Origin of the sequence: Candidatus Pseudomonas auctus (assembly GCF_048654275.1) — a bacterium.
GTDB lineage: Bacteria > Pseudomonadota > Gammaproteobacteria > Pseudomonadales > Pseudomonadaceae > Aquipseudomonas > Aquipseudomonas pharyngis.
In genome coordinates, this window is the sequence record NZ_JBJYZK010000013.1 from 15,410 (window position 1) to 41,170 (window position 25,761).

Annotated in this window: 23 protein-coding genes; 13 read left to right on the forward strand and 10 right to left on the reverse strand. The window is 60.5% G+C overall.

Going from position 1 to position 25,761, the window contains the following annotated elements:
* Positions 1–117: 117 nt before the first annotated feature.
* Genes ACKUG4_RS21500 through sdhC form a run of 4 tightly spaced genes read right to left on the reverse strand, consistent with a single transcriptional unit; the run spans position 118 to position 3,346 of the window.
* A complete protein-coding gene (locus tag ACKUG4_RS21500; protein WP_007959035.1) occupies positions 118–822 on the reverse strand; it encodes a succinate dehydrogenase iron-sulfur subunit in 705 nt (234 codons plus the stop codon).
* An 11-nt stretch (positions 823–833) separates the two neighbouring features.
* Positions 834–2,606, reverse strand: a complete 1,773-nt coding sequence (gene sdhA, locus ACKUG4_RS21505) for a succinate dehydrogenase flavoprotein subunit (RefSeq protein ID WP_011333114.1) — start codon at positions 2,604–2,606, stop codon at positions 834–836.
* 3 nt (positions 2,607–2,609) lie between these two features.
* Complete coding sequence (gene sdhD / locus ACKUG4_RS21510; RefSeq protein WP_007977503.1) at positions 2,610–2,978, reverse strand: succinate dehydrogenase, hydrophobic membrane anchor protein; 369 nt, start codon at positions 2,976–2,978, stop codon at positions 2,610–2,612.
* A complete protein-coding gene (gene sdhC, locus ACKUG4_RS21515) occupies positions 2,972–3,346 on the reverse strand; it encodes a succinate dehydrogenase, cytochrome b556 subunit (RefSeq protein WP_445434794.1) in 375 nt (124 codons plus the stop codon). The genes sdhD and sdhC overlap by 7 nt, the downstream gene beginning before the upstream one ends.
* 364 nt (positions 3,347–3,710) lie before the next feature.
* Between sdhC and gltA the strand changes: the two genes are divergently transcribed.
* Positions 3,711–5,000 (forward strand): citrate synthase, encoded by a 1,290-nt coding sequence (gene gltA, locus ACKUG4_RS21520; protein ID WP_007959044.1) that lies wholly within the window; start codon positions 3,711–3,713, stop codon positions 4,998–5,000.
* Between the two features lie 1,054 nt (positions 5,001–6,054).
* Here gltA and ACKUG4_RS21525 read toward each other — a convergent pair.
* The 3 genes from ACKUG4_RS21525 to ACKUG4_RS21535 form a co-directional block, all read right to left on the reverse strand.
* Positions 6,055–7,713 carry a cation acetate symporter gene (locus ACKUG4_RS21525; RefSeq protein ID WP_074687559.1) on the reverse strand — a complete coding sequence of 553 codons (1,659 nt, stop codon included), beginning with the start codon at positions 7,711–7,713 and terminating at the stop codon, positions 6,055–6,057.
* Positions 7,710–8,021 (reverse strand): DUF485 domain-containing protein, encoded by a 312-nt coding sequence (locus ACKUG4_RS21530; protein WP_011333111.1) that lies wholly within the window; start codon positions 8,019–8,021, stop codon positions 7,710–7,712. The genes ACKUG4_RS21525 and ACKUG4_RS21530 overlap by 4 nt, the downstream gene beginning before the upstream one ends.
* A 230-nt stretch (positions 8,022–8,251) precedes the next feature.
* Positions 8,252–9,103, reverse strand: a complete 852-nt coding sequence (locus ACKUG4_RS21535; RefSeq protein WP_064594471.1) for a glycine betaine ABC transporter substrate-binding protein — start codon at positions 9,101–9,103, stop codon at positions 8,252–8,254.
* Positions 9,104–9,390: 287 nt separating this feature from the next.
* Between ACKUG4_RS21535 and ACKUG4_RS21540 the strand changes: the two genes are divergently transcribed.
* Positions 9,391–10,986 carry a glycoside hydrolase family 17 protein gene (locus tag ACKUG4_RS21540; protein ID WP_445434795.1) on the forward strand — a complete coding sequence of 532 codons (1,596 nt, stop codon included), beginning with the start codon at positions 9,391–9,393 and terminating at the stop codon, positions 10,984–10,986.
* Positions 10,987–11,090: 104 nt separating this feature from the next.
* Here ACKUG4_RS21540 and ACKUG4_RS21545 read toward each other — a convergent pair whose 3' ends face one another.
* Complete coding sequence (locus ACKUG4_RS21545) at positions 11,091–11,459, reverse strand: hypothetical protein (protein WP_064594465.1); 369 nt, start codon at positions 11,457–11,459, stop codon at positions 11,091–11,093.
* 223 nt (positions 11,460–11,682) lie between these two features.
* Between ACKUG4_RS21545 and mlaY the strand changes: the two genes are divergently transcribed.
* Positions 11,683–12,981, forward strand: a complete 1,299-nt coding sequence (mlaY, locus tag ACKUG4_RS21550; RefSeq protein ID WP_085648497.1) for a lipid asymmetry maintenance lipase MlaY — start codon at positions 11,683–11,685, stop codon at positions 12,979–12,981.
* On the forward strand, positions 12,974–13,762 hold the full coding sequence (locus ACKUG4_RS21555; RefSeq protein WP_007959292.1) for an MlaA family lipoprotein: 789 nt from the start codon (positions 12,974–12,976) through the stop codon (positions 13,760–13,762). Before mlaY ends, ACKUG4_RS21555 begins: the two co-directional genes overlap by 8 nt.
* Before the next feature lie 64 nt (positions 13,763–13,826).
* On the opposite strand, the gene ACKUG4_RS21560 is transcribed toward ACKUG4_RS21555, so the two are convergent.
* Positions 13,827–14,741 carry a DUF808 domain-containing protein gene (locus ACKUG4_RS21560; protein WP_085611503.1) on the reverse strand — a complete coding sequence of 305 codons (915 nt, stop codon included), beginning with the start codon at positions 14,739–14,741 and terminating at the stop codon, positions 13,827–13,829.
* Between the two features lie 134 nt (positions 14,742–14,875).
* Here ACKUG4_RS21560 and ACKUG4_RS21565 point away from each other — a divergent pair, with 134 nt between their 5' ends.
* On the forward strand, positions 14,876–15,481 hold the full coding sequence (locus ACKUG4_RS21565; RefSeq protein WP_007959290.1) for a TetR/AcrR family transcriptional regulator: 606 nt from the start codon (positions 14,876–14,878) through the stop codon (positions 15,479–15,481).
* Positions 15,482–15,572: 91 nt separating this feature from the next.
* Here ACKUG4_RS21565 and ACKUG4_RS21570 read toward each other — a convergent pair whose 3' ends face one another.
* Entirely contained in the window at positions 15,573–16,013 is a 441-nt protein-coding gene (locus ACKUG4_RS21570; protein WP_445434796.1) for a GlcG/HbpS family heme-binding protein, read from the reverse strand.
* A 268-nt stretch (positions 16,014–16,281) separates the two neighbouring features.
* On the opposite strand from ACKUG4_RS21570, the gene gcl reads away from it, so the two are divergent.
* The 8 genes from gcl (at position 16,282) to ACKUG4_RS21610 (ending at position 25,749) form a co-directional block, all read left to right on the forward strand.
* Positions 16,282–18,057 (forward strand): glyoxylate carboligase, encoded by a 1,776-nt coding sequence (gene gcl, locus ACKUG4_RS21575; RefSeq protein WP_085747087.1) that lies wholly within the window; start codon positions 16,282–16,284, stop codon positions 18,055–18,057.
* A 119-nt stretch (positions 18,058–18,176) separates the two neighbouring features.
* Positions 18,177–18,959 carry a hydroxypyruvate isomerase gene (gene hyi, locus ACKUG4_RS21580; protein ID WP_114881926.1) on the forward strand — a complete coding sequence of 261 codons (783 nt, stop codon included), beginning with the start codon at positions 18,177–18,179 and terminating at the stop codon, positions 18,957–18,959.
* A gap of 43 nt (positions 18,960–19,002) precedes the next feature.
* On the forward strand, positions 19,003–19,896 hold the full coding sequence (locus tag ACKUG4_RS21585) for a 2-hydroxy-3-oxopropionate reductase (RefSeq protein WP_085648499.1): 894 nt from the start codon (positions 19,003–19,005) through the stop codon (positions 19,894–19,896).
* A 156-nt stretch (positions 19,897–20,052) separates the two neighbouring features.
* Positions 20,053–21,327, forward strand: a complete 1,275-nt coding sequence (locus ACKUG4_RS21590; protein WP_085611505.1) for a glycerate kinase type-2 family protein — start codon at positions 20,053–20,055, stop codon at positions 21,325–21,327.
* A complete protein-coding gene (gene pyk / locus ACKUG4_RS21595) occupies positions 21,324–22,739 on the forward strand; it encodes a pyruvate kinase (RefSeq protein ID WP_445434797.1) in 1,416 nt (471 codons plus the stop codon). The genes ACKUG4_RS21590 and pyk overlap by 4 nt, the downstream gene beginning before the upstream one ends.
* Positions 22,740–22,884: 145 nt before the next feature.
* Positions 22,885–23,799 carry an urea transporter gene (locus ACKUG4_RS21600; protein ID WP_445434798.1) on the forward strand — a complete coding sequence of 305 codons (915 nt, stop codon included), beginning with the start codon at positions 22,885–22,887 and terminating at the stop codon, positions 23,797–23,799.
* Positions 23,800–23,820: 21 nt separating this feature from the next.
* Complete coding sequence (locus tag ACKUG4_RS21605) at positions 23,821–24,645, forward strand: ion transporter (RefSeq protein ID WP_064594438.1); 825 nt, start codon at positions 23,821–23,823, stop codon at positions 24,643–24,645.
* A 105-nt stretch (positions 24,646–24,750) separates the two neighbouring features.
* Positions 24,751–25,749: a sulfate ABC transporter substrate-binding protein gene (locus tag ACKUG4_RS21610; RefSeq protein ID WP_445434799.1), complete on the forward strand. Its 999-nt coding sequence runs from the start codon at positions 24,751–24,753 to the stop codon at positions 25,747–25,749.
* Positions 25,750–25,761: the final 12 nt, after the last annotated feature.

The window sequence follows — 25,761 nt, forward strand, 5'->3', positions numbered from 1 at the left end:
GTCTCATTTCTTCAAAATAAGAGCCGCAGCTTATGGCTGCTGCTCTGGTTATAGCCATGGCGCGGGTTGAAGCCCGCGCCTAAGCCCTCTGCGGGTACAGCGGTTACAGCAGCTGAATCACACGCCGCTCGAAAGCAGCATGTTACGGATGTGACCGATGGCCTTAGTCGGGTTCAGGCCTTTCGGACATACGTTGACGCAGTTCATGATGCCCCGGCAGCGGAAAACGCTGAACGGGTCATCGAGGGACGCCAGACGCTCGGACGTCTTGGTGTCACGGCTGTCTGCCAGGAAGCGGTACGCTTGCAGCAGGGCAGCTGGACCCAGGAACTTGTCCGGGTTCCACCAGAAGGACGGGCAAGAGGTCGAGCAGCAGGCGCACAGGATGCACTCGTACAGACCGTCGAGCTTTTCACGCTCTTCAGGGGACTGCAGACGCTCGATGGCCGGAGCCGGCGTGTCGTTCTGCAGGAATGGCTTAACCTTCTCGTATTGCTTGTAGAAGATGCTCATATCGACAACCAGGTCACGGATAACCGGCAAACCTGGCAGCGGACGAACGATCAGCTTGTTACCTTTGACGACAGCGGACAGCGGCGTGATGCACGCCAGGCCGTTCTTGCCGTTGATGTTCATGCCGTCGGAGCCACACACGCCTTCACGGCAGGAGCGACGATAGGAGAAACCTTCGTCCTGCTCTTTGATCAGGGCCAGCACGTCCAGCACCATCAGGTCTTTACCACCGGTATCGACCTGGAATTCCTGCATGAACGGCGCAGCGTCCTGATCAGGGTTGTAACGATAAACACTGACTTGCAACATGGCGGTCACCCTTAATAAGTCCGGACTTTAGGTTCGAAAGTCGGAACAGTCTTCGGCGAGAAGTTCACGGCACGCTTGGCGACGCGTTTCTCACCCGGGAAGTACAGGGTGTGGCACAGCCAGTTTTCGTCGTCACGGTCTTCGAAGTCTTCACGGGCGTGAGCGCCGCGGGACTCTTTACGTACTTCGGCAGCGATGGCGGTAGCTTCAGCCACTTCCAGCAGGTTTTGCAGTTCCAGCGCTTCGATACGTGCAGTGTTGAACGCCTGCGACTTGTCGTTGATCTTCACGTTGGCGATGCGCTTGCGCAGATCAGCCAGCTGGGCAATACCCTTCTGCATGTATTCGCCGGTACGGAATACACCGAAGTAGTTCTGCATGCAGCTTTGCAGCTCGCGACGCAGGGTAGCGACGTCTTCGCCGTCGGTACGGTTGTTCAGGGCGTTCAGACGCGCCAGGGCAGCTTCGATGTCGGCTTCGGTAGCATCGTCGTATTCGATGCCGTCGGTCAGCGCCTTCTCCAGGTGCAGGCCGGCAGCGCGGCCGAATACCACCAGGTCGAGCAGCGAGTTGCCGCCCAGACGGTTGGCACCGTGAACCGATACGCAAGCCACTTCACCTACCGCGAACAGACCAGGAATGATCTGATCCACGCCTTCGGCGTCCTGGGTGATCGCCTGGCCATGAATGTTGGTGGCAACGCCGCCCATCATGTAGTGGCAAGTCGGAACAACCGGAACCGGAGCAACCACCGGGTCAACGTGTGCGAAAGTCTTCGACAGTTCGCAGATGCCTGGCAGACGGCTGTGCAGCACTTCCTCGCCCAAGTGGTCGAGTTTGAGCATCACGTGGTCGCCATTCGGACCGCAACCGTTACCGGCGATGATCTCTTTAACCATCGAACGGGCAACCACGTCACGACCGGCCAGGTCTTTGGCGTTCGGAGCATAACGCTCCATGAAACGCTCGCCGTGCTTGTTGATCAGGTAACCACCTTCACCACGGCAACCTTCGGTAACCAGTACACCGGCGCCGGCGATGCCGGTCGGGTGGAACTGCCACATTTCGATGTCTTGTACCGGCACGCCAGCACGCAGAGCCATGCCGACGCCGTCACCGGTGTTGATCAGGGCGTTGGTGGTGGATGCATAGATACGACCTGCACCGCCGGTAGCCAGTACGGTGGCTTTCGCGCGGATATAGGTGGTTTCGCCGGTTTCGATGCAGATCGCGATCACACCAACGAATTCGCCTTCCTGGTTTTTCACCAGGTCGACAGCGTAGTACTCGTTCAGGAACGTGGTACCGGCTTTCAGGTTGCCCTGATAAAGGGTGTGCAGCAGCGCGTGACCGGTACGGTCGGAAGCGGCGCACGTACGGGCAGCCTGCCCGCCTTTACCGTAATCCTTCGACTGACCGCCGAACGGACGCTGGTAGATACGGCCTTGCTCGGTACGCGAGAACGGCAGACCCATGTGGTCCAGCTCGAAAACGGCAGCCGGGCCTTCCTGACACATGTATTCGATAGCGTCCTGGTCACCGATGTAGTCGGAACCCTTGACGGTATCGTACATGTGCCAGCGCCAGTCATCGTTCGGGTCGGCCGAAGCGATGGCGCAGGTGATGCCGCCCTGTGCGGACACAGTGTGCGAACGGGTCGGGAAAACCTTGGTGATCACGGCAGTCTTGTGACCGCCCTGTGCCAGTTGCAGCGCTGCGCGCATGCCGGCACCGCCGCCACCAATAATGATGGCGTCGAAAGAAATCGTTGGAATGTTAGCCATGAATCAGATACCCCAGAGAATCTGCACACCCCAGACGAAGTAAGCGAACATCGCGACGCCGCATACTGCCTGGAAAAGGAAACGTACCGCAGTCGCGGACTTGCCCAGCGCCATTGGCGTCAGGTAGTCGGTCGCGATGGTCCACATGCCGACCCAGGCGTGAGCGCCCAGGGCAACCAGTGCCAGCAGACTGAAGATACGCATTCCGTTGTGGGCGAACAGGCCGTGCCATTGGTCGTAGCCAATGCCCGGGTTCGCGGCGAGGTAGCCGATCAGGAAGATGAAATAAGCCGCGAGAACGACCGCAGACACACGCTGTGCCATCCAGTCATAGAGGCCCGAACGCGAAAGGTTTGTAACGCTGGTTACCATATCCAAACTCCTGCCAGAACGATCAGCACCACGGAAACGGCGATGATCAGTTTCGAGCCCAGGCGGCCGCCTTCCAGCGTCTCACCGATGCCCATGTCCATGATCAAGTGGCGCACACCGGCAACCAGGTGATACAGAAGAGCGGACAGGAGGCCCCATGCTACGAACTTGGCCAGCGGGCTGGTCAAGTATGCCTTCACCTCGACATAACCTTCCTCGGAACCCAGGGATTTGCCCAATGCATAAAGCATGATGCCAAGGCCCAGGAAGAGGATGATGCCGGAAACACGGTGAAGAAACGACGTAACGCCGGTGATGGGGAGTTTGATGGTCCTTAGGTCTAGGTTTACAGGTCGTTGGCTTTTCACGGCTTTTTTTTCACACTGAAGAGCCCCTAACAATCAGGGCAAAGTTGTTGGGGAGTGCACTGGTCAGGTAACCACCACCCAGGGATGCGACCCCCAATGAAAGCAAGCCCAAAAGCCCTTGGCGGTCGGTCGCCGAGTATAGACAGTTAGGCTACTAATGACAACGCAATCGCCTACCCCCAATAGCGGATTGCACAAGTCGTATAAAAGGCGTAAATGGCAGGCAATTTCGAGGAAAAAGTACGGTTAAAGCCTTCTGGAGCAAGACTTTAGGCAAATTGACATTCGAATTTATCTCACTATAGTGGTGCGGGCCCTGCGTGGGGGGTCTGTCTGATGATTTCAAGCATAAATAGGAGGCCACATGGCTGACAAAAAAGCGCAGTTGATCATCGAGGGCGCAGCCCCCGTCGAGCTGCCCATTTTAACCGGCACCGTTGGTCCCGATGTTATCGATGTTCGGGGCCTGACGGCCACGGGCCGCTTCACTTTCGACCCCGGTTTCATGTCGACCGCTTCCTGCGAATCGAAGATCACCTATATCGACGGCGACAACGGCATCCTGCTGCACCGCGGCTACCCGATCGAACAGCTGGCTGAAAAGTCGGACTACCTGGAAACCTGCTACCTGCTGCTGAACGGCGAACTGCCAACCGCAGAACAGAAGGCCCAGTTCGTCGGCACCGTGAAGAACCACACCATGGTTCACGAGCAGCTGAAAACCTTCTTCAACGGCTTCCGCCGTGACGCCCACCCGATGGCCGTCATGTGTGGCGTAGTCGGCGCCCTCTCGGCCTTCTACCACGACTCCCTCGACATCAATAACCCGCAGCATCGCGAAATCTCCGCGATCCGCCTGGTTGCCAAGATGCCGACCCTGGCCGCGATGGTTTACAAGTACTCCATGGGTCAACCCATGATGTACCCGCGCAACGACCTGTCGTACGCGGAAAACTTCCTGCACATGATGTTCAACACCCCGTGCGAGATCAAACCGATCAGCCCGGTACTCGCCAAGGCCATGGACCGGATCTTCATCCTCCATGCCGACCACGAGCAGAACGCTTCGACCTCCACCGTGCGTCTGGCGGGCTCCTCGGGTGCCAACCCGTTCGCCTGTATCGCCGCCGGCATCGCCGCACTGTGGGGCCCTGCCCACGGCGGCGCGAACGAAGCCGTGCTGACCATGCTCGATGAAATCGGCGATGTTTCGAACATCGACAAGTTCATCGCCAAGGCCAAGGACAAGAACGATCCGTTCAAGCTGATGGGCTTCGGTCACCGCGTCTACAAGAACCGCGACCCTCGCGCGACTGTCATGAAGCAGACCTGCGACGAAGTGTTGAAGGAACTGGGCATCCAGAACGATCCACAACTCGAACTGGCCATGCGCCTGGAAGAGATCGCTCTGACCGACCCGTACTTCATCGAACGCTCGCTGTACCCGAACGTCGACTTCTACTCGGGGATCATCCTCAAGGCGATCGGCATTCCGACCAGCATGTTCACTGTGATCTTCGCCCTGGCACGTACTGTCGGCTGGATTTCGCACTGGAAGGAAATGCTCTCCAGCCCGTACAAGATTGGCCGTCCGCGCCAGCTTTATACGGGTTATGAGTCGCGGGATATCACCAAGCTGGAAGACCGCAAATAAGAGCTGTCTTGCGATAGCGTCTTAGCGTTTTACCGGGAACGGCCTCCATGTGAATGGGGGCCGTTTTTTGTTTTTGGCATATCAGCGGCCTTTGGGCCGACTGTTTTTTTGTTGATTGGGTACATATCCGTTGCTTCGGGTGCTGCCGCTGGCGGTTTCGCTCTTACAGCGAGTCCCTTTTTCAAACGCCAAAAAGGAACCAAAAGGCTTTTGCCCCGGCGTACGGCACTTCGCTTAGGCTCAGTGTTCCCTCGCTACGGTGTCCATCAGGGGGCATCGCCTACGGTTTGCTTCGCTGCACCTCCTCTCGATGTATGCGGCTTCGCCGCACGGCGCTGCGCGCCTTCCCCCTGATGGACACCTCCGCTCGGCCTGCCGATGGGGCTGGAGATCAAAAGCCAGAGCCAGAGCAAAAGCCAGATCAAGAGCCCCCCTCACCCTAGCCCTCTCCCGGAGGGAGAGGGGACTGACTGAGTGGTTTGGGAGAGGTTCGCCGACGTGCGATACCGCGTTGAACTCAGGTTTTGAAAAGCACAAAAATCGGCTCCCTCTCCTCGGGGAGAGGGCTGGGGTGAGGGGTAAACCCACCACAAAACAAAAGCCGAACACCCGCCCTTCACCACTTACCACAATGAGCGTTAGCTCGAGTACCGCTTTTGATCGCAGGGCCCGTCGGCAGGCTGAGTGGAGGGATTGATCCGGGGGTGGGAGCGCAGCGACCGTGCGGCGCAGCCGCATGCATCGAGAGGAGGTGCAGCGAAGCAAACCGTAGGCGATGCCCCCGGATTGATCCCGGAGCGAAGGAACCCGAGCCACAGCGAGGGCCGTACGTCAGGGTAAAGCCTTTTTGGTTACTTTTTTCTGGGCCGGCATTCCGGGCGTTTGGAAAAAGTGACCCGCCGTAAGGGCGGAACCCTAAGCAGCCGTTACCGCAGCAACGGATATACACACAAACCAAAACCACCCAAAGAAAGTCCGATAACCGCCCACAAAAAAAATGCCCCAATCTCTCGACCAGGGCATTTTCAATTCAAATCAACCTACACAAAAAGCCTCAGTGCGAAACCGCCCCACTAGCCCCCAACCCAGTCTGCGAACGCACAAACTGCGGGAAGAACGCCGCACGCTCGTTCTCTGCCGCCACCGACTTATCGGTGATCGAGAAGAACCAGATCCCGATAAACGCAATGATCATCGAGAACAACGCAGGATACTCATAAGGGAAGATCGCCTTCTCGTGATGCAGAATCTGCACCCAGATGGTCGGGCCAAGAATCATCAGACCCACCGCACTCACCAGCCCCAGCCAGCCGCCAATCATGGCGCCACGGGTGGTCAGTTTCTTCCAGTACATCGAAAGCAGCAGTACCGGGAAGTTGCAGCTCGCCGCGATGGAGAACGCCAGACCAACCATGAACGCGATGTTCTGGCTTTCGAACAGGATGCCCAGGCCGATGGCCAGAACGCCCAGTGCGATGGTGGTGATCTTCGAAACGCGGATCTCATCCTTCTCGTTGGCCTTGCCCTTCTTGATCACGCTGGCGTACAGGTCGTGAGACACCGCCGAAGCACCGGCCAGGGTCAGGCCGGCCACGACTGCCAGAATGGTCGCGAACGCCACCGCCGAGATAAAGCCGAGGAACACGCTGCCGCCCACGGCGTTGGCCAGGTGCACCGCCGCCATGTTGTTGCCGCCGAGCAGAGCGCCCGCTGCATCTTTAAAGGCCGGGTTGGTGCTGACCAGCAGGATCGCGCCGAAGCCGATGATGAAGGTCAGGATGTAGAAGTAGCCAATGAAACCGGTCGCGTACAGCACGCTCTTGCGGGCTTCTTTCGCATCGCTGACAGTGAAGAAGCGCATCAGGATGTGCGGCAGGCCGGCGGTACCGAACATCAGCGCCAGACCCAGGGAGAACGCCGAGATCGGGTCTTTTACCAAGCCGCCCGGGCTCATGATCGCTTCGCCCTTGGCGTGAACCTTGATGGCTTCGGAGAACAGGGTGTTGAAGTCGAAGTTGACGTGCTTCATCACCATCAGCGCCATGAACGAGGCACCGGACAGCAACAGCACCGCCTTGATGATCTGCACCCAGGTGGTCGCCAGCATGCCGCCGAACAGCACGTACATGCACATCAGGATACCGACCAGAATCACCGCAACGTGGTAGTCGAGACCGAACAGCAGCTGGATCAGCTTGCCGGCACCGACCATTTGCGCGATCAGGTAGAACGCCACCACCACCAGCGAACCGCAGGCAGACAGGGTGCGGATCTGGGTTTGCCCGAGGCGGTAGGACGCCACGTCGGCAAAGGTGTATTTGCCCAGGTTACGCAGACGCTCGGCGATCAGGAACAGAATGATCGGCCAGCCCACCAGGAAGCCGATCGAGTAGATCAGGCCGTCGTAGCCGGAGGTGAACACCAGCGCGGAAATCCCCAGGAAGGACGCCGCCGACATGTAGTCACCGGCAATCGCCAGACCGTTCTGGAACCCGGTGATCTTGCCGCCCGCCGCATAGTAGTCGGCCGCCGAGTTGTTGCGCTTGGACGCCCAGTAAGTGATGCACAGGGTCGCGCCAACGAACGCCACGAACATGACGATCGCGGAAACGTTGAGCGGTTGTTTGTGGACTTCGCCGGTCAGGGCGTCAGCGGCCCAGACGGCTGGAGCAAACGCTGCGATGCTCAAAAGAGCCAGTAGACGCCGGATCATTGCTGAGCCTCCTTGAGAATCGCGTTGTTCAGGTCGTCGAACTCGCCATTGGCGCGGCGCACATAGATGCCGGTCAGGATGAAGGCCGAGACAATCAGTCCGACACCGATCGGGATGCCCCAGGTGATGGATGATTCGGGGCTGATTTTCGTCCCGAGCACTTGCGGCCCGTACGCGATCAGAAGGATGAAGCCGGAGTAGAGCCCGAGCATGATCGCCGAGAGTATCCAGGCGAACCTTTCTCTTTTCTTGACCAGCTCCTTGAAGCGCGGGCTGTTCTGAATCGAGAGGTAAATGCTGTCGTTCATTGTTTTTATCCTCGCAGCACAGATTTTTATTTTTGGAACGTATCCACTGTATGCGGCTGCGAGCCGGGTTCCAGACGACCTTAGTAGTAGAACGCCATGACGTTTTTGCCAATTTCCAGACGAGCCGAAAACCGCCCCCCCTGCCTATTAATAGAGGACAAACAAAAAAGGCCGCCCGACTGTCATGTCGGGCGACCCTGGGAAGCGCAGATTAGACGCTTCGGCTTAAATCACTTGGTCCAGTCGGCAACACGCTCAGGGTGCTTGGCAACCCAATCCTTGGCCGCTGCGTCAGGTTTTGCACCGTCCTGAATCGCCAGCATGACTTCGCCGATTTCGTCCTTCGAAGCCCACTGGAAGTTTTTCAGGAACTTGGCCACTTCCGGCGCCTTGGTCGCCAGTTCCTTGCTGCCAATGCTGTTCACGGTTTCAGCCGCGCCGTACACGCCTTTCGGGTCGTCGAGGAAACGCAGTTTCCACTTGGCGAACATCCAGTGCGGCACCCAGCCGGTGACAGCGATGGATTCGTTTTTCTTCTCGGCGCGGGTCAGCTCGGCAATCATGCCGGCGCCGGAACTGGCCTTGAGTTGGTAGCCGGTCAGGTCGTAATCCTTGATCGCCTGATCGGTCTTGAGCATCACGCCTGAACCGGCGTCGATGCCGACGATGCGTTTCTTGAAGGAGTCGTCGGTTTTCAGGTCTTCGATGGTCTTGGCCTTGACGTACTCCGGCACGATCAGACCGATTTTCGCGTCCTTGAAGTTCGGGCCGTAATCGACGACCTGATCCTTGTTCTTGGTCCAGTATTCGCCGTGGGTCACGGGCAGCCAGGCTGAGAGCATGGCGTCGAGTTTGCCGGTGGCAACGCCCTGCCACATGATGCCGGTGGCGACGGCCTGCAGTTTCACGTCGTAGCCAAGTTTCTGCTTGATCACTTCGGCCGCCACGTGGGTGGTCGCGACGCTGTCGGACCAGCCGTCAACGTAACCGATGTTCAGGGTCTGTTTTTCAGCGCTGGCGAAAGTGGAGCCCATCGCAAGTACCAGAGCGGCACCTGCGCCTAAAAGTCGTCGCATCTTCATCGTTACTTCCCCGAAATGCTGCGCCCGACGGATGCCGGGCATCGTCAACGTATTGTTATGGTGCACAGCGCCCCCATCACGCCTGACCGCAAACTCGTTAGATCATCAGCGGAGTACTGATGAGTCCGATCATCAACCTGACGCCCGTTAAGACCTGCTCTACCAGCGACCTCGAAGCAACGAGAAACGACATCAGAAAGCCATTAACTGAGTCCGGATATTTGGCGCCAGACAATCCGCCCGAACTTTGCATGTCAAAATCGTGCGGGCCACCAACCTGCTTATAAATGCAGGTAACATGCGTCGCTTTGCAGCCACTCGGCCTGACCATGTCCGCGACTTCCCGTTTCCCCTTTCTTCCCTATCTGTTCGCCTGCCTGCTCGGGCTGTTTGCCCTGTGCGGCTTCTGGTACGGCCTCGGCAAACCGGTGATCCTGCCGGACGTCGCCACCCCGACCCACAAGTTGCAATGCGCCTCCTACACCCCGTTCGATAAAGACCAGTCGCCGTTCGACGTGCCGTTCAAACTGCGCCCGGAGCGCATGGACGCCGACCTCGCCCTGCTTGCCACCCGCTTCGAATGCATCCGCACCTATTCCATGACCGGCCTCGAAGCGCTGCCGGATCTGGCGCGCAAACATGGTTTGAAGTTGATGATCGGCGCGTGGGTCAACAGCAATCCGGTCGACACCGAGAAGGAAGTCGACTTGCTGATCGCCTCGGCCAATGCCAACCCGGACGTGGTCAGCGCCGTGATCGTCGGCAACGAAGCCTTGCTGCGCAAGGAAGTCACCGGTGCGCAACTGGCGAAGCTGATCAACAAGGTCAAGAGCCATATCAAGCAACCAGTCACCTACGCGGATGTCTGGGAGTTCTGGCTCAAGCACCCGGAAGTCGCGCCGGCGGTAGATTTCCTGACCATTCACTTGCTGCCGTACTGGGAAGACGATCCGTCGAACATCGACGCCGCGCTGCATCATGTGGCGCAAGTGCGTCAGGTGTTCGGCAACAAGTTCGCGCCCAAAGACGTGATGATTGGCGAAACCGGCTGGCCGAGCGAAGGCCGACAGCGGGAGACCGCCCTGCCGAGCCGGGTCAACGAGGCCAAGTTCATTCGTGGTTTTGTCACCCTCGCCGAACAGGAAGGCTGGCGTTACAACCTGATCGAAGCGTTCGACCAGCCGTGGAAGCGCGGCAGCGAAGGCGCGGTCGGCGGTTACTGGGGGCTGTTCGATGCGGACCGCCAGGACAAGGGCGTGTTGGCCGGGCCGGTATCGAATGTGCCGTACTGGTCGCAGTGGCTGGCGGTCGGCGGAGTGATCTTCCTCGGCACATTGCTGCTGGGCGGTCGGGTTCGTACGACGCGCTCGGCGCTGATCCTGCCGTTGCTCGGCGCCCTCGCCGCCTGCTCGATCGGCGCCTGGGGCGATCTGGCGCGGGTGACCACGCGGTTTGCCAGCGAATGGCTGTGGGTCGGCTTGCTGACGATCCTGAATCTGTTGGTGCTGGCCCATGCCGCGCTGACCTTGAGCGCCCGCAATGGCTGGCGTGAACAGGCGTTCAACGCTTTCGAGCGACGGGCCGGCTGGCTGGCGGCGGCGGCCGGTTTCGCCGCTGCCGTGATGATGCTCGAGCTGGTGTTCGATCCGCGTTATCGCAGTTTTCCGAGCATGGCCTTCATTCTGCCGGCGCTGGTCTACCTGTGCCGCCCGGTCAGCGTGGCCCGTCGGGAGATCGCCCTGCTGACCTTCATCATCGGCGCGGGCATTGCGCCGCAGCTGTTCCGTGAAGGATTGCAGAATCAGCAGGCGTGGGGCTGGGCGCTGGTCAGCGTGTTGATGGTGGCTGCGTTGTGGCGCTGCCTGCGGGTTCGCAAGGGCTGATCTTCAAAGGCTGAACCGGCCTCTTCGCTGGCAAGCCAGCTGCCACAGGTTCTGCATCTACATGGATCAAGCGTGGGAGCTGGCTTGCCAGCGATGGCTGACTGTCAGACGCCGCGAGACTCTCTAACCAGTCGCAACCCGGCAATCACCACCGCAAATACCGCCAGCGTCGTGTTGTACAGCGCCAGCGCCGGCAACCCGAACACCAGCGCCAGCACCGCCAGCCACCACCCTGCCCGGCCCGGCACGACAAAACCGAGCACGGCTGCAGCGACCGCCGCCCAGCCCAGCAGCTGGAAATGAATCATCAGGCCCAGGTTCGAGCGCACCGAGCATTCCCAGCGGCTCGCCTCATCCACGCAGATGCCCACCCACTGCGCGTCCTCCATGAAGCCATAACGCGCGCCATAACTGGCAGCCAGCCACAACGGCAACAGAACGAGCAGCAGAATCACGGGCAAGCGGCGGGACATGGAACACTCCAATCGACGAAATCGGCGGCCAGCTTAATCTGACGCCGCGCATACGCAAGGACTAACAACTCTTAACTGGTCATTCCTTCCTTGCAAAGTGTATCGTCCGGCTACTATTACTCCGAATTCTGTCAGTTTGGTGCCGTGGCATGGCACTTTGACGCAAACCCGGTGGTCATAGCCTGCGAACTTCATTCGGCACCTTCCTCTAAGGGATCCAGTCATGCTCCGTTCCTTGCGCTTCGCCGCCCTGTTTGGCGGCCTTATTCTGAGTGCGTCCGCGCTGGCGGTGGATATCGACGCCGCCAGCTATGGCTATCCCCTGACCAACCCGTTCGAGGCGACCATCGCCACCACGCCGCCGGACTTGCGCCCGGAACTGCCACTGGACGACGACATCGATCAGGCCGATCGCAGCGTCACCCTGCGCCCCGAGCGGGAATTCATCCTGCCGGACAATTTCTGGCCGGTGAAAAAACTCACCTACCGCATCGCCACTCAGGACAAGGCCGCGCCGCTGATCTTCCTGATCGCCGGCACCGGCGCGCGCTACGACAGCACGCTCAACGAGTACCTGAAGAAGCTTTATTACAAGGCCGGCTACCACGTGGTGCAGTTGTCCTCGCCGACCAGCTTCGACTTCATGAGCGCCGCCTCGCGTTTCGCCACCCCCGGCGTGACCAAGGAAGACGCCGAAGACATGTACCGGGTGATGCAGGCCGTGCGGGCGCAGAACCCGAAAGTACCGGTCACCGACTATTACCTCAGCGGCTACAGCCTCGGCGCGCTGGACGCGGCCTTCGTGGCGCATCTGGATGAAACCCGTCGCAGCTTCAACTTCAAGAAAGTCCTGCTGCTGAATCCACCGGTCAACCTCTACACCTCGATCACCAACCTCGACAAGCTGGTGCAGACCGAGGTCAAGGGCATCAACAACAGCACTACTTTCTATGAACTGGTGCTGAACAAACTGACCCGCTACTTCCAGCAGAAGGGCTACATCGACCTCAACGATGCGCTGCTCTACGACTTCCAGCAGTCCAAGCAGCACTTGAGCAACGAGCAGATGGCGATGCTGATCGGCACGTCATTCCGTTTCTCGGCGGCCGATATCGCGTTCACTTCGGACCTGATCAACCGTCGCGGCCTGATCACCCCGCCGAAATTCCCGATCACCGAAGGCACCAGCCTCACGCCGTTCCTCAAGCGTGCGCTGCAATGCGACTTCGACTGCTACCTCACCGAACAGGTGATCCCGATGTGGCGGGCCCGCACCGACGGCGGCAGCCTGCTGCAACTGATCGATCAGGTCAGCCTGTATGCGTTGAAGGATTACCTGCACGACAGCCCGAAAATCGCCGTCATGCACAACGCCGACGACGTGATCCTCGGCCCGGGCGATCTCGGTTTCCTGCGCCGGACCTTCGGCGATCGCCTGACCGTTTACCCGCTGGGCGGCCACTGCGGCAACCTTAACTACCGCGTCAACAGCGACGCCATGCTGGAGTTCTTCCGTGGCTAAATATCTCCTGCTGATTGCAGCGCTCCTCAGTGCAGGTATGGCCCAGGCCGACAACAGCAAAGCCAATGCACCGGTGGTCATCGACAGCGACGGTTTCAAGGAGCCGCTGTCCAAACTCAAGTTCAACCCGGGGCTGGATCAGCGCGAGTTCGAGCGCTCGACCCTCAGCGCGCTGAACGTCTATGACCCGCTGGAAGAGTGGAACCGCCGCGTCTACCACTTCAACTACCGCTTCGACCAATGGGTGTTCCTGCCGGTGGTCGATGGCTATCGCTACATCACCCCGAGCTTCGTGCGCACCGGCGTGAGCAACTTCTTCAACAACATTGGCGACGTGCCGAACCTGGTCAACAGCCTGTTGCAGTTCAAGGGCAAGCGCTCGATGGAAACCACCGCGCGCCTGCTGCTCAACACCACCATCGGCATCGCCGGACTCTGGGACCCGGCTACCGCCATGGGCCTGCCGCGCCAGAGCGAAGACTTCGGCCAGACCCTGGGCTTCTACGGCGTACCGGGCGGCGCCTATTTCGTGCTGCCGATCCTCGGCCCGTCGAACCTGCGCGATACCGCAGGTCTCGCCGTGGACTACACCGCCGAGTCCGCGATCAACTTCCTCAATGTCTCGGAAGTCAGCTCCAACCACCCGGAAGTCTGGGTACTGCGTGGCGTCGACAAGCGCTACCAGACCAGCTTCCGCTATGGGCAGCTGAACTCACCGTTCGAGTACGAGAAGGTGCGCTACGTCTACACCGAGTCGCGCAAGTTGCAGATCGCCGAGTAAAAACGCCAGCCACAAAAAAGGCCATTCGATGCGAGTCGAATGGCCTTTTTGTTTGCCTCAGGATTCAACCCTTCAGCGATTTCCAGACTTTGCCGATCACGGACACGCCCGCCAGCACCACCGCACCCGCGATGATCCCCGCCACGCCGTTCAACAGCATCGGCACCACGAACCCGGCGCCACCGGCCGCTGCGCCGACGCTTTCGATCCAGTGATGCACCACCGGCACGCCGTGGGTCAGGATGCCGCCACCGACCAGGAACATCGCTGCAGTGCCGATCACCGACAGGCTTTTCATCATGTACGGCGCAGCGCGCAGGATGCCGTTGCCGATACTTTTGGCCATCTGCCCGGGTTTCTGAGTCAGCCACAGACCGAGATCATCGAGTTTGACGATACCGGCCACCAGGCCGTAAACGCCCACGGTCATGACAATGGCGATGCCCGACATCACGATCACTTGCTGGGTCAGCGAAGCATCGGCCACGGTGCCGAGGGTGATGGCGATGATTTCCGCCGAGAGGATGAAGTCGGTGCGGATCGCGCCCTTGATCTTATCCTTCTCGTACGCCACCAGATCGGTGGCAGGATCGGCCACGGCGTCGACCAGTTGCGCATGCTCGGCCTCGTCTTCGGCCTTGCTGTGCAGGAACTTGTGCGCGAGCTTTTCGAAACCCTCGAAACACAGGTAGGCGCCGCCGACCATCAGCAGCGGCGTCACCAGCCACGGCACGAACGCACTGATCGCCAGCGCCGAGGGCACCAGGATCAGTTTGTTGACGAACGAGCCCTTGGCCACCGCCCAGACCACCGGGATTTCCCGCTCCGCGCGTACGCCGGAGACTTGCTGGGCGTTGAGCGCCAAGTCGTCGCCGAGCACGCCGGCGGTCTTCTTGGCAGCCATTTTGGTCATCAACGCAACGTCGTCCAGAACGGTAGCGATGTCGTCGATCAGCACCAGCAAACTGCTTCCTGCCATGAATCATGTTTCCTTATGTGAATAATGCCGCGCAGCATACCGCGACTGCGGGCCACACGGGGCATTGTTGAGCGCCGCGCGAGGCCGGTGCTACCATGCGCAACCGCCAGAACAGGCAAGGAACCACCGGGTTTATGAGCACAATCCGCGAGCGCAACAAAGAACTGATCCTGCGTGCAGCCAGTGAAGAGTTTGCCGACAAGGGCTTCGCTGCGACCAAAACCAGCGACATCGCCGCCAAGGCAGGACTGCCCAAGCCCAACGTCTATTACTACTTCAAGTCCAAGGAAAACCTCTACCGCGAGGTGCTGGAAAGTATCATCGTACCGATCCTGCAGGCCTCGACCCCGTTCAATCCGGACGGCGTACCGAGCGAAGTGCTGAGCGGCTACATCCGCTCGAAGATCCGCATCTCCCGCGACCTGCCCTTCGCCTCCAAGGTGTTCGCCAGCGAAATCATGCACGGCGCCCCGCACCTGAGCGCCGACCTGGTCGAGCAGCTCAACGGCCAGGCCAAGCACAACATCGACTGCATCCAGACCTGGATCGACCGCGGCCAGATCGCCCCGATCGACCCCAACCACCTGATGTTCAGCATCTGGGCCGCAACCCAGACCTACGCCGACTTCGACTGGCAGATCTCCGCCGTCACCGGCAAGGACAAGCTCGACGAAGCCGACTATGAAGCGGCAGCACAAACCATCATCCGGTTGGTGCTCAAGGGCTGCGAGCCGGACTGAAATCCGCACCTCCAGACACAAACAAGCCCGCCCTCACATGATCCTGTGAGGGCGGGCTTGTGCGTTTCAGCGGCTATTCGGTTTTAGCCACTCAGGCTGCCACCCCCGCATCCGCCCGCAGGTCCAGGGCCTCTACGGCTTTGATTGCCACCTGTTCATCGATGTCCGACAGATCGCCGCTGATGCCGATCGCACCCAGCACGTTCCCCGCCTGATCACGAATCAGCACACCGCCCGGTGCCGGCACGACGCTGCCCTGCCCCATGCTGTTGAGCGCGGCGATGAACGCCGGGCGTTGTTGCGCGTCCAGCGCCAGCAGGCGTGAGCCCTTGCCCAGGGCGATGGCGCCCCAGGCTTTGCCGATGGCGATGTTCGGGCGCAGCAGACTGGCGCCGTCTTCGCGCTGCAAGGTGACCAGATGGCCGCCGGTATCCAGTACCGCGATGGTCAGCGGCGCGGCGGAAATGGCCCGCCCTGCATTGATGGCTTCGTTGACCAGCTCGACTGCGACTTTCAAGGTTAAAGCGCTCATGGTGCCGTCCTCATTTTGTTATTGGGAAAGTCGTTGGACTGCGCGCAAGTGCCGCAGTCCGATGCAACAAATAGAACACAATGAATTATTTTTTTGTATACAATAATTCCAGAAAAGCGCTCCATGCGACGAAAAGCCACAGCAGAACAGGCTTCCGACGAATGAAACAGGCGCTTGAGAAAATGGATTGACCTGCGCCGTCCGCCGTGAATACACTCTGCGCAAAGCCACTTGTATACAATTACAAAACGTAAAGAGGCACAAAACCATGAGCAAAATGAGAGCAATCGAAGCCGCCGTTCTGGTGATGCGCCGTGAAGGGGTTGATACCGCTTTTGGCATTCCGGGCGCTGCAATCAACCCGCTGTACTCCGCCCTGCAGAAAGTCGGTGGCATCGATCACGTCCTCGCTCGCCACGTTGAAGGCGCCTCGCACATGGCCGAGGGCTACACCCGCACCAAGGCCGGCAACATCGGCGTGTGCATCGGTACTTCCGGCCCGGCCGGTACCGACATGGTCACCGGTCTGTACAGCGCCTCCGCGGACTCGATCCCGATCCTCTGCATCACCGGGCAGGCACCCCGCGCCCGTATGCACAAGGAAGACTTCCAGGCCGTCGACATCACCAGCATCGTCAAGCCGGTGACCAAGTGGGCGACCACCGTTCTGGAGCCGGGCCAGGTGCCTTACGCCTTCCAGAAAGCCTTCTACGAAATGCGCTCCGGCCGTCCAGGCCCGGTGCTGATCGACCTGCCGTTCGACGTGCAGATGGCTGAAATCGAATTCGACATCGACGCCTACCAGCCACTGCCGCTGGCCAAGCCAAGCGCCACCCGCGTGCAGGTTGAAAAAGCCCTGGCGATGCTGGATCAGGCCGAGCGTCCATTGCTGGTGGCCGGCGGCGGCATCATCAACGCCGACGCCAGCGAGTTGCTGGTCGAGTTCGCCGAGCTGACCGGCATTCCAGTGATCCCGACCCTGATGGGCTGGGGCACCATTCCGGACGATCACCCGCTGATGGTCGGCATGGTCGGTCTGCAGACTTCGCACCGCTACGGCAACGCCACGATGCTGAAATCCGACGTGGTACTGGGCGTCGGCAACCGCTGGGCGAACCGTCACACCGGCTCGGTCGACGTCTACACCGAAGGCCGCAAGTTCATTCACGTCGACATCGAACCGACCCAGATCGGCCGCGTGTTCACCCCGGACCTGGGCATCGTTTCCGACGCTGCCGCCGCGCTGACCGTGTTCATCGAAGTCGCCCGTGAATGGCAAGCCGCCGGCAAACTGAAAAACCGCTCTGCCTGGCTGCAGGACTGCCAGCAGCGCAAGGCCAGCCTGCACCGCAAGACCCACTTCGACAACGTGCCGGTCAAGCCGCAGCGCGTCTACGAAGAAATGAACCAGGTGTTCGGCAAGGACACCTGCTACGTCAGCACCATTGGTCTGTCGCAGATTGCCGGCGCGCAGTTCCTGCACGTCTACAAGCCGCGTCACTGGATCAACTGCGGCCAGGCCGGCCCGTTGGGCTGGACCATTCCGGCAGCGCTGGGCGTGGTGAAGGCCGATCCGAACCGTAAAGTCGTGGCCCTGTCGGGGGACTATGACTTCCAGTTCATGATCGAAGAACTGGCGGTCGGCGCTCAGTTCAAACTGCCGTATATCCACGTCGTGGTGAACAACTCGTACCTGGGGCTGATCCGTCAGGCCCAGCGCGGGTTCGATATGGACTACTGCGTGCAGCTGTCCTTCGATAACCTGAACGCGCCGGAACTCAACGGTTATGGTGTCGACCACGTCGCAGTCGCCGAAGGCCTGGGCTGCAAGGCACTGCGTGTGTTCGAACCGGCTGACATCGCCCCTGCCCTGCGCAAGGCCGAAGAGCTGATCGAAGAGTTCAAGGTGCCGGTGATCGTCGAGATCATTCTGGAGCGTGTGACCAACATCTCCATGGGGACCGAGATCAACGCCGTCAACGAATTCGAAGACCTGGCGCTGGTCGGCAACGATGCGCCTACCGCGATTTCGTTGCTCGACTGACCGTAACCGGCTCCCTCTCCCTCCGGGAGAGGGTGGCTACATGTCCCTCTCCCCCAGGAGAGGGGACTTGATCGCGTTCAGTCTGACCAACCGTGTCAAAACTGTTTTAGGAGACCACCATGCCGCGTTTCGCAGCCAACCTGTCCATGCTGTTCACCGAACAGGATTTCCTTGCCCGTTTCGACGCCGCCGCCAAGGCTGGCTTCAGCGGTGTCGAGTACCTGTTCCCGTACGATTTCAGCTCTGCCGAAATCAAGACCAAACTCGACGCCAACGGTCTGACCCAAGTGCTGTTCAACCTGCCGGCCGGTGACTGGGCCAAGGGCGAGCGCGGTATCGCGTGCCTGCCGGACCGGGTCGAAGAGTTCCGCGCCGGGGTCGACCTGGCCATCGCTTACGCCCAGGTGCTGGGCAACACCCAGGTCAACTGCCTGGCCGGTATCCGTCCGCAGGGCGTGGACGATGCCACCGTTGAAAAGACCTTCGTCGCCAACCTCAAGTACGCCGCCGACAAGCTGCAAGCCGTCGGCATCAAACTGGTGATGGAAGCGATCAATACACGCGACATCCCGGGCTTCTACCTGAACAACACGGCACAGGCCCTGTCGATTCGCGAGCAGGTCGGCAGCGCCAATCTGTTCCTGCAATACGACATCTATCACATGCAAATCATGGAAGGCGATCTGGCCCGCACCCTGCAATCGCACCTGGCCGAGATCAACCATGTGCAGCTGGCCGACAACCCGGGCCGCAACGAGCCGGGCACCGGCGAGATCAACTACCGCTTCCTGTTCGAACACCTCGATCGCATCGGTTATCAGGGCTGGGTCGGCTGCGAGTACAAACCGCTGACCACCACGGAAGCGGGCCTCGGCTGGCTGAAGACCCACAACGCGATCTGACCCCCTATTTGCTTGAGCAAGACAAAAACAAGAGGATTTTCTCATGGCTAAAATCGGATTCATCGGCACCGGCATCATGGGCCACCCAATGGCGGCGAACCTGCAGAAAGCCGGTCACAGCCTGTTCCTGTCGGCGCACCACGACGCCGCTCCTGCCGACCTGGTCGCCGCTGGCGCCGTTGCCCTGGCCAACCCGAAAGAAGTGGCCCAGGAAGCTGAATTCATTATCGTGATGGTGCCGGATACCCCCCAGGTCGACGACGTGCTGTTCCGCGCCGACGGCGTCGCGGCCGGTATCGGCAAAGGCAAAGTCGTGATCGACATGAGCTCGATCTCGCCGACCGCCACCAAGGCTTTCGCCGCGAAGATCAACGAGAAAGGCGCGCAATACCTCGACGCCCCGGTGTCCGGTGGTGAAGTCGGTGCCAAGGCCGCGACCCTGAGCATCATGGTCGGTGGCGACGCCGATGCCTTCGAACGCGCACTGCCGCTGTTCCAGGCCATGGGCAAGAACATCACCCTGGTCGGCGGCAATGGCGACGGTCAGACCGCCAAGGTGGCGAACCAGATCATCGTTGCCCTGAACATTCAGGCCGTGGCCGAAGCCCTGTTGTTCGCTTCGAAAAACGGTGCCGATCCAGCCAAGGTGCGTGAAGCGCTGATGGGTGGCTTCGCCTCCTCGAAGATCCTCGAAGTGCACGGCGAGCGCATGATCAAGGGCACCTTCGATCCGGGCTTCCGCATCAGCCTGCACCAGAAGGACCTGAACCTGGCCCTGCAAGGCGCCAAGGAGCTGAACATCAACCTGCCGAACACCGCCAACGCCCAGCAAGTGTTCAGCACCTGCGCGGCCATCGGTGGCAGCAACTGGGACCACTCGGCGCTGATCAAGGGCCTGGAACACATGGCCAACTTCTCGATTCGCGACAAGAAGTAAGCCCTGCCCCACTTTCCATGTGGGAGCGGGCTTGCTCGCGAAGAGGGCGTGTCAGTCGACATGGAGATTGACTGACCCACCGCATTCGCGAGCAAGCCCGCTCCCACAATGGATCTGAGTTGCCCTTTCGAATAACAAGAATTCCGGGAGCCCGCCATGTCGGTCGATCCGCAACAACTGCTGCGCGAGCTGTTTGCCACAGCCATCGACGCGGCCCATCCGAACCAGGTCCTCGAAGCGCATCTGCCGGCCGATCGCACAGGTCGCGTGATCGTCATCGGCGCCGGCAAGGCTGCCGCTGCCATGGCGCAAGTGGTCGAGCGCTGCTGGGAAGGTGAAGTCTCGGGCCTTGTGGTGACCCGCTACGGTCACGGCGCCCCGTGCGAAAAAATCGAAGTGGTCGAAGCCGCGCACCCCGTGCCGGACGCTGCCGGTCTGGCCGTGGCCAAACGCGTGCTGGAACTGGTCAGCAATCTGAGCGAAGACGACCGCGTGATTTTCCTGCTGTCCGGTGGCGGCTCTGCCCTGCTGGCGCTGCCGGCCGAAGGCATCACCCTGGCCGACAAGCAATCGATCAACAAAGCCCTGCTCAAATCCGGCGCGACCATCGGCGAGATGAACTGCGTGCGCAAGCACCTCTCGGCGATCAAGGGCGGACGCCTGGGCAAGGCCTGCTGGCCGGCGACTGTTTACACCTACGCGATTTCCGATGTACCGGGCGATCTTGCCACGGTCATCGCCTCCGGCCCGACCGTGGCCGACCCGAGCACCAGCGCCGAAGCGCTGGCGATCATAAAGCGCTACGGCATCGAGATTCCGGCGTCCGTGCGCAGCTGGCTGCAAAGCCCGGAATCGGAAACCGTCAAACCCGGCGATCCGAGCCTGGCCCGCAGTCACTTCCAGTTGATCGCCCGCCCTCAGCAATCGCTGGATGCGGCGGCGGTGAAATGCCGTCAGGCCGGTTTCAGCACGCTGATCCTCGGCGACCTGGAAGGCGAATCCCGTGAAGTGGCGAAAGTCCACGCCGGCATCGCGCGCCAGATCATCCATCACGGCCAGCCACTGGCAGCGCCGTGCGTGATTCTCTCCGGCGGCGAAACCACTGTGACCGTGCGCGGCAATGGTCGTGGCGGACGCAACGCCGAATTTCTCCTCAGCCTCACCGACAGCCTCAAGGGCCAGCCCGGCGTCTATGCGCTGGCCGGCGACACCGACGGCATCGACGGCTCGGAAGATAACGCCGGCGCGATCATGACCCCGGACAGCTATGCCCGTGCCGCCGCCCTGGGCCTGAGCGCCAGCGACGAGCTGGATAACAACAACGGCTATGGCTACTTCGCGGCGCTCGATGCGCTGATCGTCACCGAACCGACCCGCACCAACGTCAACGACTTCCGCGCCATCCTGATCCTCGAGAGCTCTAAATCATGACGCCTGATAAAAAGGTCAAAATCCTCGCCACCCTCGGGCCTGCCGTCGACGGCATCGAAGACATCCGCGAGCTGGTCGAGGCCGGGGTCAATATCTTCCGCCTCAACTTCAGCCACGGCGATCACGCCGACCACGCCAAGCGCTATCAGTGGATCCGCGAAGTCGAGCGCCAGCTCAACTACCCGCTCGGGATCCTGATGGACCTGCAAGGGCCAAAACTGCGGGTCGGCAAGTTCGCTGACGGCAAGGTTCAGTTGCATCGCGGTCAGGCCTTCCGCCTCGATCTGGACGCAACACCGGGCGACGAACGCCGGGTGAGCCTGCCGCACCCGGAGATCATCGCGGCGCTGGAAGCCGGGATGGATCTGCTGCTCGATGACGGCAAACTGCGTCTGCGGGTCGTCACCAAATACTCCGACACGATCGACACCACCGTGCTCAATGGCGGCGAACTGTCGGATCGCAAAGGCGTGAACGTGCCGCAAGCGGTGCTCGACCTGAGCCCGCTGACCGCCAAGGATCGCCGCGACCTGAGCTTCGGTCTGGAGCTGGGTGTGGACTGGGTCGCGCTGTCGTTCGTGCAGCGTCCGCAAGACATCATCGAGGCCCGCGCGCTGATCGGCGACAAGGCGTTCCTGATGGCGAAAATCGAGAAGCCGTCGGCGGTCGAGCAACTGCGCGAGATCGCCGAACTGAGCGACGCGATCATGGTGGCTCGCGGTGACCTGGGCGTGGAAGTGCCGGCCGAGAGCGTGCCGCAGATCCAGAAAAACATCATCACCACCTGCCGCCACCTCGGCAAACCGGTAGTGGTGGCGACGCAGATGCTTGAGTCGATGCGCTTCTCCCCGGCGCCGACCCGCGCCGAAGTCACCGATGTGGCCAACGCCGTGGCCGAAGGCGCCGATGCGGTGATGCTGTCGGCGGAAACCGCGTCCGGCGAATACCCGCTGGAGGCCGTGCAGATGATGAGCAAGATCATCCGCCAGGTGGAGAACGGTCCGGACTACCAGACCCAACTCGACGTCAGCCGGCCGAAAGCCGAGGCGACGGTGTCCGATGCGATCAGCTGCGCGATCCGCCGGATCAGCAACGTGCTGCCGGTGGCGGTGCTGGTCAACTACAGCGAGTCCGGTGCATCGAGTCTGCGTACGGCGCGGGAGCGGCCGAAAGCGCCGATCCTCAACCTGACGCCGAACCTGCAGACCGCCCGCCGGTTGAGCGTGGCGTGGGGCATTCATTCGGTGGTCAATGATCGCCTGCGTCAGGTGGATGAGGTGTGCTCGACCGCGTTGGAAATCGCTCAGGCGCAAGGAATGGCCGAGCGTGGCGATACGTTGCTGATCACCGCGGGTGTGCCGTTCGGGCAGCCGGGGTCGACTAATTCGCTGCGGATCGAAACATTGATTTAAGCAACACCTGTGTGGCGAGGGAGCGTGCTCCCGACGCCCGGCATGACGGTTTCCACAAGAGACACCGCATTCACCGGGCATGAGCTCCCTCACCACAGCTTCAAGCAAGACCCTTTGATTTTCCTACTGCCCAGATTCTCCAGACATGCCTGCCAATCATTTCAACACCCACTGCCCTGACTGGGCCGAGGCTTTGCTCAACGGCTTCAGTCAAATCTTCCTCCAGCGTCATCCGCTTTGTGGCCTCCTGTGCCTATTGGCCATTTTATTCACCGCGCCGGTGCTGTTCGCCGGTGCGCTGCTCGGCGCGGTCGCCGGTTTGCTCACCGCGCAACGGCGCAACTACGCCAAGGCGGATCGTCAGGCCGGACTGTTCAGCTACAACGGCGTGCTGGTCGGCCTGTTGCTGAGCCTGTATTTCCCCTGGTCGCCAATGCTGCCGCCGCTGATTCTGGCGGCTGGCGGACTGAGCGCGATGATCACGCAGCAGTGGCTCAAACGCGCACGCCTCACCGAGTACCTGCCCGCCTACACCGCGCCGTTCGTATTGCTGAGCTGGCTGTTCCTGTGTTTCGCCGAGCCTTTGTCCGCCGCACCGGCGCTTGAACTGAATACCGTGAACCTGATCGGTGCCGGCCTGAAAGGCTTCGGTCAAGTGATGTTCCTCGACCATCCGTTGGCCGGTGGTTTGATCGCCGCCGGTTTGCTGATCGCCGATCGCCGGGCCTTTGCCTGGGCGTTGCTGGCTTCGGTCATCGGTCTGGGTTCCAGCCTGTTGCACCACGACAGCCAAATCGCGTTGCTGGGTCTGGGTGGTTACAACGCAGTCCTCGCCGCCCTCGCCTTCAGCACCCAGCGCCAGCAACCGTGGCTGCCGCTGTTCGGCATCGGCCTGGCGCTGCTGTTGGCGCCGCTGTTCAGTGCCCTGGGTCTGGCAACCCTCACGGCACCGTTCATTCTCGCCTGCTGGCTGCTGCGCACCGGCATTCGCCTGATGCAACAACCGCAGATCAGCGGCGCGCCTTGCGCTCGCGGGGAGAATCAACCTAGGCTGCGCTGATCTTTGATTCAGGCGTGATCCATGGACAGTAACCAGCACTGGCGTGAACAGCTTTACGTCATGATTTTCCAGAGCGACACCCCCGCCGGGCGACGTTTCGACGGCATCCTGCTGTTGATCATTCTCGCCAGCCTGGTGATCGTGATGCTCGACAGCATCGACAGCGTTCACCGCAATTACGCCGATGTGCTGGCGTATATCGAGTGGGGGTTCACCATCATCTTTGCCGGCGAGTACATTCTGCGTCTGTACTGCTCGCCCAAACCGTTGCGCTATGCCTTCAGTTTTTACGGATTGGTGGATCTGCTGGCGATCGTGCCGGGCATCCTCGCGCTGTACTACAGCGATGCGCAGTACTTGCTGATTATCCGGATCATCCGGATGCTGCGAATTTTCCGCGTCCTCAAACTCAGTCCGTACCTCAAACAAGCCAACTACCTGATGTCGGCGCTGCGTGGCAGCAAGCAGAAGATCGTGGTGTTTCTGGTGAGCGTCTGCACACTCGTAACCGTGTTCGGCACGTTGATGTACGTAATCGAAGGCCCGGAACACGGATTCACCAGCATTCCCAAGGGGATCTATTGGGCTATCGTGACCCTGACCACCGTCGGCTTCGGCGACATCGTGCCGAAGACTCCGTTGGGCCAGGTGATTTCGTCGCTGGTGATGATCACTGGTTACTCGATCATCGCGGTACCCACCGGGATCTTCACCGCCGAACTGGCCAATGCGATGCGTGGTGAACAGTTGCAACACGACTGCCCGGTTTGCCAGAAAAAGAGCCATGAAAGCAGCGCCGCCTTCTGTTCGCGATGCGGCAATCCGTTATTCAAGAAAATGGAATAAGCAAAGTTCTTTTTAATCTTTAAGCGACTATGCGCGCCCCGCTATAGTCGCTGGCAAATGGCCTTATCTTTGTCAAAAACACCCCCACAGAACAAGGAATGCGCAGTGAAAAAACTCTTTGGCGCCTCACTTCTCGCCGCAGGTCTTGCCTTCGGCAGCGTGGCTCAGGCCGCACCGACCCTGCTCAACGTGTCCTACGACGTGATGCGCGATTTCTACAAGGACTACAACGCTGCGTTCCAGAAACACTGGCAAGCCGAGCACAAGGAAGACATCACCGTGCAGATGTCTTTCGGCGGTTCGAGCAAGCAAGCCCGTTCGGTGATCGACGGCCTGCCGGCTGACGTCATCACCATGAACATGGCCACCGACATCAACGCCCTGGCCGACAACGGCCAATTGGTGCCGAAGGACTGGGTCACCCGTCTGCCGAACAATAGCGCGCCGTTCACCTCGGCCACGGTGTTTATCGTGCGCAAGGGCAACCCGAAAGCCCTGAAAGACTGGCCGGACCTGCTCAAGGACGGCGTGCAAGTGATCGTGCCGAACCCGAAAACCTCGGGTAACGGCCGCTACACCTACCTGTCGGCCTGGGGCTACGTGCTGAAAAACGGCGGTGACGAGAACAAGGCCAAGGACTTCGTCGGCAAGCTGTTCAAGCAGGCGCCGGTGCTGGATACCGGTGGCCGCGCCGCCACCACCACGTTCATGACCAACCAGATCGGCGACGTGCTGGTGACCTTCGAGAACGAAGCCGAAATGATCGCCCGCGAATTTGGCCGCGACCAGTTCGAAGTCATCTACCCAAGCGTTTCCGCTGAAGCCGAGCCGCCGGTGTCGGTGGTCGACAAAGTGGTCGAGAAGAAAGGCTCCCGCGCCGCTGCCGAGGAATACCTGAAGTTCCTGTGGTCGCCAGAGGGTCAGGAAATCGCCGCCGCCAACTACCTGCGTCCACGTGACCCGGCGGTACTGGCCAAGTACACCGATCGCTTCCCGAAAGTCGACTTCCTGTCGGTCGAGAAGACCTTCGGCGACTGGCGCACCGTGCAGAAGACTCACTTCAACGATGGCGGGATCTTCGACCAGATCTACAACGGCCAATAAGGCTTGAGCTGA